Origin of the sequence: Streptomyces sp. NPDC059564, assembly GCF_042735575.1 — a bacterium.
GTDB lineage: Bacteria > Actinomycetota > Actinomycetes > Streptomycetales > Streptomycetaceae > Streptomyces.
The window spans coordinates 1-9151 of the sequence record NZ_JBHWBP010000312.1 but is presented as its reverse complement, the minus strand read 5'-3'; the positions used below and the strand labels follow the sequence as shown (position 1 = coordinate 9151).

Sequence of the window (9151 nt, the reverse complement as noted above, 5' to 3'; positions counted from 1 at the left end):
CGTCCGGAGCCTCGAAGCGGCTCCGGCCGCGGCCGGCCGGCTAGACCTGGGGCCGCAGGCGGGCCTGGTCCATGGGGCTGCGGCCTTCCTGGGTACCCTTCAGGAGGGCGCTGCCTTCGCGCCAGTCCTTCCAGTCCATGTTCCAGTCGCCGTAGCCGTTGCCGAAGGTGTCCATGTCGTCGCCGATGCTGTTGATCACTCGGACGATGTCGCCTTCGGTGATGTTCTCGTAGAACCAGGCGGCGTTGCCGGTGCTCATGCCGGTGCAGCCGTGGCTGACGTTCTCGTAGCCCTGGGAGCCGACCGACCACGGCGCGGCGTGCACGTACTCCCCGCTCCACGTCACCCGGGTGGCGTAGTAGACGGGCAGGTTGTAGTACTCGCTGCCGCCGATGCCGACGGTGTCGCCGCGCATCTGGACGAAGTACTGCTTGCCCAGCACCACCTTGACCCCGTTGCGGGTGGAGAAGCCGGGCTTTCCGGTGGTCACCGGAATGGTGTTGATCACTTCTCCGTTCCGCCTGAACGTGAGGTAGTGCGAGGAGGCGTCCGTGGTGACCTCGACCCGGTCCCCGATCTCCAGGTTCAGCGGCTTCGACGCGGCGCCGTGGAGCTCGTCGGAGATCCGGACGCCCTCCAGGTTGCTGCGTACGGAGACGGTGGAGTGCGCCGGCCAGTAGTCCTTGGGCCGGAAGTGGAGGGTCTTGTCGTCGACCCAGTACCAGGCGCCCTCGACGTTGTCGGGCGTGTCGACGACCAGGGCCCGTTCCACGATGGTGCGGGCGGCCTTGTCCTTGACCGGCTCGTTGAGTTCGGCCGTGATGGGCTGTCCGACGCCGTACTTGCCCTCGTCCGGGCCGAATTCGACCTTGAGGACCTTCTTGGCCGGAGTGGTGTCGAAAGCCAGCGTGCGCTGCCCTGGAGCGCCTCGTTCGTCCTCCGTGCTCACGGTGACCGAGTAGCGGACGCCCGCGGCCATCGGAGCGGTGCTGTGCCAGCGGTCGCCCTTGGCGGAGAGCTCGCCCGCCAGACGCCTCCCGTGGGTGTCCACGGCCATCACGTCGGTGATGCGCGCCGTGGTGCCCTTGACGGTGACTTCGAGGGGCTTGTCGGGGTCGGCGGGGCGTCCGCCGGTGGCCTGGTTGAAGGCGACGTGCTCGCCCGCGTCGTACGGGCGGGCTGACAGCGGGTTCTTCTCGCCGGACCCGCATGCGGTGGCGCCGGCCCCGAGGGACGCGACCAGCAGGGAGCAGCTGAGTACCGTCCAAAGACGCGGTGAGTGCTTCATGGAGCCAACGCTATGAAGATATGACAATTACGGCGCGCGGGGTGACTGCAAACGAGGGGCCCGGACTCCTCCGAAAAGGTGTCCGGGCCCCTCAGGTCATGCCGTGCGGCGGTCCGCTACTGGTTCTGGTTCTCGCCGCGGTAGTACTCGTACACCCAGCCCCACAGGCCGATCATGATCAGCGGAGCGGAGAAGTACATCAGCCACCAGCCGAAGATGACGCCCATGAAGGCGAAGGCGCCACCGATGGCCAGCGAGAGCGGCTGCCAGCTGTGCGGGGAGAAGAACCCCAGCTCGCCCGCCTCGTCGGCGACGTCGGCCTCCAGGTTGTCCTGGGCCATCTCGTCCACGCGCTTGGCCGTGAAGGCCAGGTAGTAGCCGATCATGGCGCTCAGCCCGAAGGCCAGCGCGAGCGCGGTGGTTCCGACCGGCTCCTTCGACCACACGCCGTACACGACGGTCATGATCAGGATGAAGAAGGCGAGCCAGAGGAACATCTTGCCCTGGATCTTCACTTGCCGGCCTCCTTGCCACCGGTGACGGCCGGGGTACCGGCGCCGTGGTCCGCGAGGTGGTCGAGGGCCGCGATCTCCGGGTGGTGCAGGTCGAACGCCGGGGATTCACTGCGGATCCGCGGCAGGGTGAGGAAGTTGTGCCGCGGCGGCGGACAGGACGTGGCCCACTCGAGCGAACGGCCGTAGCCCCACGGGTCGTCGACCTCGACCTTCTTGCCGTACTTCGCCGTCTTCCAGACGTTGTACATGAAGGGCAGCATCGACAGGCCGAGCAGGAACGAGCTGATCGTGGAGATCGTGTTCAGCGTGGTGAAGCCGTCGGCGGCGAGGTAGTCAGCGTAACGACGCGGCATGCCCTCGACACCCAGCCAGTGCTGCACCAGGAACGTTCCGTGGAAGCCGACGAACAGCGTCCAGAAGGTGATCTTGCCGAGGCGCTCGTCCAGCATCTTGCCCGTGAACTTCGGCCACCAGAAGTGGAAGCCGGAGAACATCGCGAAGACCACGGTGCCGAAGATGACGTAGTGGAAGTGCGCGACGACGAAGTACGAGTCGGAGACGTGGAAGTCCATCGGGGGCGAGGCCAGGATGACGCCGGTCAGACCACCGAAGGTGAAGGTGATCAGGAAGCCGACGGCCCAGAGCATCGGGGTCTCGAAGGACAGCGAGCCCTTCCACATGGTGCCGATCCAGTTGAAGAACTTCACACCGGTCGGTACCGCGATCAGGAAGGTCATGAACGAGAAGAACGGCAGCAGCACACCACCGGTGACGTACATGTGGTGGGCCCACACGGTCACCGAGAGGCCGGCGATCGAGATCGTCGCGGCGATCAGACCGATGTAACCGAACATCGGCTTGCGCGAGAAGACCGGGATCACCTCGGAAATGATTCCGAAGAATGGCAGCGCGATGATGTACACCTCTGGATGCCCGAAGAACCAGAAGAGGTGTTGCCAGAGCAAGGCGCCGCCGTTGGCCGCGTCGAACACATGCGCACCGAACTTCCGGTCGGCCTCCAGCGCGAAGAGCGCGGCGGCCAGCACCGGGAAGGCGAGCAGGACCAGGACACCGGTCAGCAGGACGTTCCAGGTGAAGATCGGCATGCGGAACATCGTCATGCCGGGAGCGCGCATGCAGATGATCGTGGTGATGAAGTTGACCGAGCCGAGGATCGTACCGAAGCCCGAGAAGGCCAGACCCATGATCCACATGTCGGCGCCGATGCCCGGCGAGCGGACCGCGTCCGACAGCGGGGAGTAGGCGAACCAGCCGAAGTCGGCGGCACCCGAGGGGGTGACGAACCCGGCCACCGCGATCGACGAGCCGAAGAGGTACAGCCAGTACGCGAACATGTTCAGCCGCGGGAACGCCACGTCGGGCGCGCCGATCTGCAGCGGCATGATCCAGTTGGCGAAACCGGCGAACAGCGGGGTCGCGAACATCAGCAGCATGATCGTGCCATGCATGGTGAACGCCTGGTTGAACTGTTCGTTCGACATGATCTGCGTGCCCGGACGGGCCAGCTCGGCGCGCATGAAGAGCGCCATGATCCCGCCGATGATGAAGAACACGAACGACGTGACCAGGTACATCGTGCCGATGGTCTTGTGGTCGGTCGTGGTCATCCACTTCACGACCACGTTGCCCGGCTGCTTGCGCCGCACCGGCAGCTCGTTCTCATACGAGTCGGCGGCGGCACCCTGGGATTCGTTGAGGATGCTCACAGTTTGTTCAGCTCCGCATTCCGGGCCGGGTCAGTCTGCTTGATGCCGGCGGGGAGGAAGCCGGTCTGGCCCTTCTCCGCCAGTTCCTTCAGGTGCGCCCGGTACCGCTCCGGCGAGACGACCTTCACGTTGAAGAGCATCCGGGAGTGGTCGACACCGCAGAGCTCGGCACACTTGCCCATGAAGGTGCCCTCCTGGGTCGGGGTGACCTCGAAGACATTGGTGTGACCGGGGATGACGTCCTGCTTGAACAGGAAGGGCACCACCCAGAAGGAGTGGATGACGTCGTTCGACGACAGGATGAAGCGGACCTTCTCGCCCTTGGGCAGCCAGAGGGTCGGTCCCGGGTTGCCGGTCTGCAGGTTCCGGTCGCCGGGGACGCCCTTCTCGTAGACGCCTTCGGCGCCCGCGGGGAAGGCCTTGGTGAAGCGGTCCGGAATGTTGGCGAGCTCCTTGGGAACCTCGCCGCCCTTCGGAGTCGCGGCGTCGCCGTCGACGTTCTCGACGTAGTTGAAGCCCCAGCTCCACTGGAAGCCGACCACGTTGATCGTGTGGGGCGGCTTCGGGGTGAGGGCGAGCAGCTTCGACTCGTCGCGCGCGGTGAAGTAGAAGAGCACCGAGACGATGATGAGCGGGACCACGGTGTACAGCGCCTCGATGGGCATGTTGTACCGGGTCTGCGCGGGGACCTCGATCTTCGTCCGGCTGCGCCGGTGGAAGATGACGCTCCAGATGATCAGGCCCCACACCAGGATGCCCGTAAGGAGAGCGGCCGCCCAGGATCCCTGCCACAGGGAAAGGATGCGAGGACCCTCTTCCGTGACCGGGGTGGGCATTCCGAGGCGGGGGAAGTCTTTCCAGGTGTACGAGCAACCAGTGGCGGTCGCCAGGACCACGCCCGCAGTCAGCGCCTGCAGCAGCTTCCGCCGCATCGGGCGCCGCGGCGAGCGGTCGGAGCCGTAGGGACTCACGTAGCGCCTTCCCGAGAGTCTCGGCCCGCGCGGCCGGCCGCGGCCGTGTTCGGGTCGGTCGCCGGCCCTGACGCAGGCAGGGGTTTGGATGTTTATGCGGACCAAACCCTACTGGACGCTATTTGGGGTCGCGCGGGGAGGGTGCCCAACGCGCCGCTTCTGCCCCCGAAGGGATGGATCCGCCGTACGGGGGACGGTCCATCCGGCCCTGAATGGCGGGCTCCGGACGACATCTGACGGCCCCTGACCACGGTCGCCCGCGGCTGCCGGTTAGCGTGGCCGGATGCCCTACTTCGACACCGCGTCCGCCGCTCCGCTGCACCCCGTGGCCCGTCAGGCGCTCCAGGCCGCCCTCGACGAGGGCTGGGCGGACCCGGCCCGGCTGTACCGGGAGGGGCGGCGCGCCCGGCTGTTGCTGGACGCGGCGCGGGAGGCGGCGGCCGAGGCCGTGGGATGCCGGGCCGACGAGCTGTCGTTCACTCCTTCGGGGACGCACGCGGTTCACACGGGGGTGGCGGGGGCGCTGGCGGGGCGGCGGCGCGTCGGCGGGCATCTGGTCGTATCGGCGGTCGAACACAGTTCTGTGCTGCACGCGGCGGACGCGCACGCGGCGGCCGGCGGCACGGTGACGGAGGTCGCGGTGAACCGGCTCGGCGCGGTCCCGCCCGACGGGTACGCGGCCGCGATCGGCCCCGGCACGGCCCTGGCCTGCCTGCAGTCGGCCAACCACGAGGTGGGCACGGTCCAGCCGGTGGCGGAGGTGGCCGAGGTCTGCGCGGCCGCCGGGGTGCCGCTGCTGGTGGACGCGGCGCAGTCGCTGGGCTGGGGCCGGGTGCCGGACGGCTGGTCGGTGCTGACCGCGAGCGCGCACAAGTGGGGCGGCCCGCCGGGGGTCGGACTCCTCGCCGTCCGCAAGGGGGTCCGCTTCGCCACCCAACACCCGGCCGACGAAAGGGAGTCGGGGCGCTCCCCCGGCTTCGCCAACCTGCCCGCCATCGTCGCGGCGGCGGCCTCCCTGCGGGCCGTACGGGCGGAGGCGGACGCGGAGGCGGCGCGGCTGCGGGTGCTGGTGGACCGGATCCGGCGGCGGGTGGCCCGGCTGGTGCCGGACGTGGAGGTGGTGGGCGACCCGGACCGGCGGCTGCCGCACCTGGTCACCTTCTCCTGCCTGTACGTGGACGGCGAGACCCTGCTGCACGAGCTGGACCGGGCGGGGTACTCGGTCTCCTCGGGCTCCTCGTGCACGAGCTCCACGCTGACCCCCAGTCACGTGCTGCGGGCGATGGGGGTGCTGTCGGAGGGGAACGTACGGGTGTCCCTGCCGCGGGGGACTTCGGCGGACGAGGTGAACGGCTTCCTGGAGGTGCTCCCGGCCGCGGTGGCCGGGGTCCGGGAGAAGCTGGGCGTCACGGAGCCGGAGCCGGCGGCGCCGGAGGCGGAGTCGCTGGTGCTCGACACCCTGGGGCTGCGCTGCCCCCAGCCGGTGATCGAGCTGGCCCGCACGATCGGCCGGGTCCCGGTCGGCGGCACGGTCACCGTCCTCTCGGACGACGAGGTGGCCCGCCTGGACATCCCGGCCTGGTGCGCGATCCGCGGCCACGCCTACCTGGGCGAATCCCCCCACCCCCAGGGCACGTCCTACACGATCCGCCGCCTCACCTGACCCGGCGGCCCCCCGGAGCGGGTCCGGGGGGCTCCGTGCAGGATCAGGAGGAGGCCAGGTGGGTGCGGACCTCGGTGGCGGCCGCTTCGCCGTAGGCCTTCGTGAAGCGGTCCATGAAGTGGGCGCGGGCCAGGGTGTATTCCTGGGTGCCCAGGGTCTCGATGACCAGCGTCGCCAGCATGCAGCCGAGCTGCGCCGCCCGCTCCAGGCCGACGCCCCAGCCCAGCCCCGTGAGGAACCCCGCGCGGAACGCGTCGCCGACGCCCGTCGGGTCGACCTTCGCCGTCTCCTCGGCGCAGCCCACCACGATCGGCTCCTGGCCGGCCCGCTCGATCCGCACGCCCTGCGAGCCCAGCGTGGTGATCCGGGTGCCGACCTTCGAGAGGATCTCCGCGTCGGTCCAGCCGGACTTCGACTCGATGAGGCCCTTCTCGTACTCGTTCGAGAACAGGTACGTCGCGCCCTCCATCAGGGTGCGGATGTTCTCGCCGTCCATCCGGGCGATCTGCTGCGAGAAGTCGGCGGCGAAGGGGATCCCCCGCGTCCGGCACTCCTCCGTGTGGCGGAGCATCGCCTCGGGGTCGTCGGCGCCGATGAGGACGAGGTCCAGCCCGCCCACCCGGTCGGCGACGGCCTTCAGCTCGATCTGCCGGGCCTCGCTCATCGCGCCCGTGTAGAAGGAGCCGATCTGGTTGTGGTCGGCGTCCGTCGTGCAGACGAAGCGCGCGGTGTGCAGCACCTCGGAGATCCGCACCGACTCGGTGTCGACCCCGTGCCGGTCCAGCCAGGCGCGGTACTCGTCGAAGTCGGAGCCGGCCGCGCCGACCAGGATCGGACGGGAGCCCAGCTGCCCCATGCCGAAGCAGATGTTCGGGCCGACACCGCCCCGCCGTACGTCGAGGTTGTCGACGAGGAAGGAGAGGGAGACCGTGTGGAGCTGGTCGGCGACCAGCTGGTCGGCGAAGCGGCCCGGGAAGGTCATGAGGTGGTCGGTGGCGATGGAGCCGGTGACTGCGATGCGCACGGCGTGGATGCTCCTGCGGAGGACGGCAAGGGGACAGTCAAAACTACCCGGTCCACGGCGGTGGGCCGACCCGGCGAAACTACCCCGTAGTAGGACTTCCTTCGCGCGCCCCGGCGTGCCTACCGTGCCCCATGACCTCTACCGATGGCTTCGGGTACGCCGAGTACACCGCCGGCGCCCGCCCCGGCTTCGCCCGGCTGCTGGGCGACTGCGCCCGCATGGCTCCGCACTGGTCCGTCCCCCGGGAGCCGCGTCCGGTCCGCGTGACGCCGTCCCAGATCCACGGCATCAGCGTCCCGCCCGCCTCGGCCCGCCTCATCGCCTCCACGGCGGCGTACGGGGACTGACGGCCACCGGGAGGGAACCGGTTTCGCGCCCGCCGCGTCACACCCGCATCACGTACGGCGGGACACGCGAAGGAGCGATGCGGTGACCAGCGAACAACCCGACACATCACGCGCCACACGACGGCGGCCGTCCTGGGCCATCGGCTCGATCGCGGCCGCCGTCCTGCTGGCCGGCGGCGGGACGGCGTACTGGGCGTCCACGGCCTACGGGGATGCCTCGGGCAGCGGCGTCCGTACGAGTGACAGCGCGGCCGTCGCGCCGCGCACCGCGGGGTCGCCCCCGGGGCCGGGCATCGCCCCCGGGGAGCCGGACCCGTCCGGCGGACCGGTGACCTACCGGGCCGAGGGCCCGCTCCCCCAGGCCCCGAAGGACGGTGCGCCGTCCTTCGCCGCGTCCGGCGAGGTCACCTCCGAGGAGGTGGCCCGGCTCGCGCGCGCCCTCGGGATCTCCGGCGCGCCCCGGCTGAGCGGCGAGGAGTGGCAGGCCGGGGAGACCGCCGACGGTTCGGGGCCCCGGCTCACGGTGACCCGTAAGGCTCCCGGGACCTGGAGCTTCTCCCGCTTCCAGGGCGGCGCCCCGAACGGCAACGGCGCCGGGGACGACTGCGTGCGCGGCAAGGACACCTGCGGCCCGGCCACCCTGCCCCAGGGCTCCGACGGCGGCGCGGCGGCCGCCGGGTCGGACGCGCAGGCCAAGCCCGTCTCCGAGGAGGCGGCGAAGGCGGCCGCGGCCCCGCTGCTCGCGGCCGCCGGTCAGGGCGACGCCAGGCTGGACGCCCGCCTCACGCAGGGCTCCGTCCGCGTGGTCAGCGCCGATCCGGTCGTGGGCGGGCTGCCGACCACGGGGTGGTCCACCAAGGTGCGCGTGGGCGCCGACGCCCAGGTGGTGTCGGGCAGCGGCGAGCTGAAGGCCCCGGTCCGGGCGGGCGAGCAGCCGGTGGTCGGGGCCGAGGAGGCGCTGGCCCGGCTCAACGCGGCGGCCAAGGGCGGCGACGGCACCGGCCCGGGCCCCAGCGGCTGCGCGACGTCGGTCCCGCTGACCCCGGACACCCCGACGGGCGCCACGGACACGCTGCCCTGCAACCCGGAGCCGCGCCCGGTCAAGCCGCCGCGGACGGAGACCGTACGGGGGGCCGTGCTCGGCCTGGCCCCGGGGACGGTCGACGGCGGCCGGGGCCTGGTGCCGGCCTGGCTGTTCGAGGTGGCGGGCAAGGACGGCGGGGCGGGCCGTACGGTCGCCACCCCGGCGGGCAAGAACGACGGCGGCGGCGCCCCGGTGCCCCCGGCGGGCCGTACCGTGCCCGGGTTCTCGTACGCGCAGGCCGACCGCACGCTGACGGTGAACTTCTGGGGCGGGGTGTGCAGCACGTACGCCCTGGAGGTGCGCGAGGAGGGCGGCTCGGTCCTGGTGAAGATCACGGACACCCCGAAGGAGCCGGGCCAGGCCTGCATCATGCTGGCGCAGGAGATGTCCCTGACGGCGAAGCTCCAGCAGCCGCTCGGCGACCGCAAGGTGGTCGACGCGACCACGGGCAAGGAGCTCCCCCGCCAGTAGCGGCCGAACCAGCGAGGAACGCGCGCGAGGGCCCGGCCGCCGGACGGAAATCGTCCGGCGG

8 protein-coding genes are annotated in these 9151 nt (G+C 70.6%); 3 read left to right on the top strand and 5 right to left on the bottom strand.

The window, feature by feature from the left end:
- Positions 1-40: 40 nt before the first annotated feature.
- The 4 genes from ACFV0Q_RS33110 to coxB form a co-directional block, all read right to left on the bottom strand.
- Positions 41-1288, bottom strand: coding sequence for an Ig-like domain-containing protein (locus ACFV0Q_RS33110; protein WP_385010432.1), 1248 nt, complete (start codon positions 1286-1288; stop codon positions 41-43).
- A gap of 116 nt (positions 1289-1404) precedes the next feature.
- Positions 1405-1803: a cytochrome c oxidase subunit 4 gene (locus tag ACFV0Q_RS33105; RefSeq protein WP_385010430.1), complete on the bottom strand. Its 399-nt coding sequence runs from the start codon at positions 1801-1803 to the stop codon at positions 1405-1407.
- The gene (ctaD, locus tag ACFV0Q_RS33100) at positions 1800-3530 is read right to left on the bottom strand and encodes a cytochrome c oxidase subunit I (protein ID WP_385010428.1); all 1731 of its coding nucleotides are present in this window, start codon (positions 3528-3530) and stop codon (positions 1800-1802) included. Before ctaD ends, ACFV0Q_RS33105 begins: the two co-directional genes overlap by 4 nt.
- Entirely contained in the window at positions 3527-4501 is a 975-nt protein-coding gene (gene coxB / locus ACFV0Q_RS33095; RefSeq protein WP_385010427.1) for a cytochrome c oxidase subunit II, read from the bottom strand. The genes ctaD and coxB overlap by 4 nt, the downstream gene beginning before the upstream one ends.
- A gap of 283 nt (positions 4502-4784) precedes the next feature.
- Between coxB and ACFV0Q_RS33090 the strand changes: the two genes are divergently transcribed.
- On the top strand, positions 4785-6164 hold the full coding sequence (locus ACFV0Q_RS33090) for a cysteine desulfurase/sulfurtransferase TusA family protein (protein WP_385010426.1): 1380 nt from the start codon (positions 4785-4787) through the stop codon (positions 6162-6164).
- A 43-nt stretch (positions 6165-6207) separates the two neighbouring features.
- Here ACFV0Q_RS33090 and ACFV0Q_RS33085 read toward each other — a convergent pair whose 3' ends face one another.
- Positions 6208-7188: a carbohydrate kinase family protein gene (locus ACFV0Q_RS33085; RefSeq protein ID WP_385010424.1), complete on the bottom strand. Its 981-nt coding sequence runs from the start codon at positions 7186-7188 to the stop codon at positions 6208-6210.
- 131 nt (positions 7189-7319) lie between these two features.
- On the opposite strand from ACFV0Q_RS33085, the gene ACFV0Q_RS33080 reads away from it, so the two are divergent.
- On the top strand, positions 7320-7535 hold the full coding sequence (locus ACFV0Q_RS33080; protein WP_385010422.1) for a hypothetical protein: 216 nt from the start codon (positions 7320-7322) through the stop codon (positions 7533-7535).
- Between the two features lie 82 nt (positions 7536-7617).
- Positions 7618-9090 carry a hypothetical protein gene (locus ACFV0Q_RS33075; protein ID WP_385010420.1) on the top strand — a complete coding sequence of 491 codons (1473 nt, stop codon included), beginning with the start codon at positions 7618-7620 and terminating at the stop codon, positions 9088-9090.
- Positions 9091-9151 lie beyond the last annotated feature (61 nt).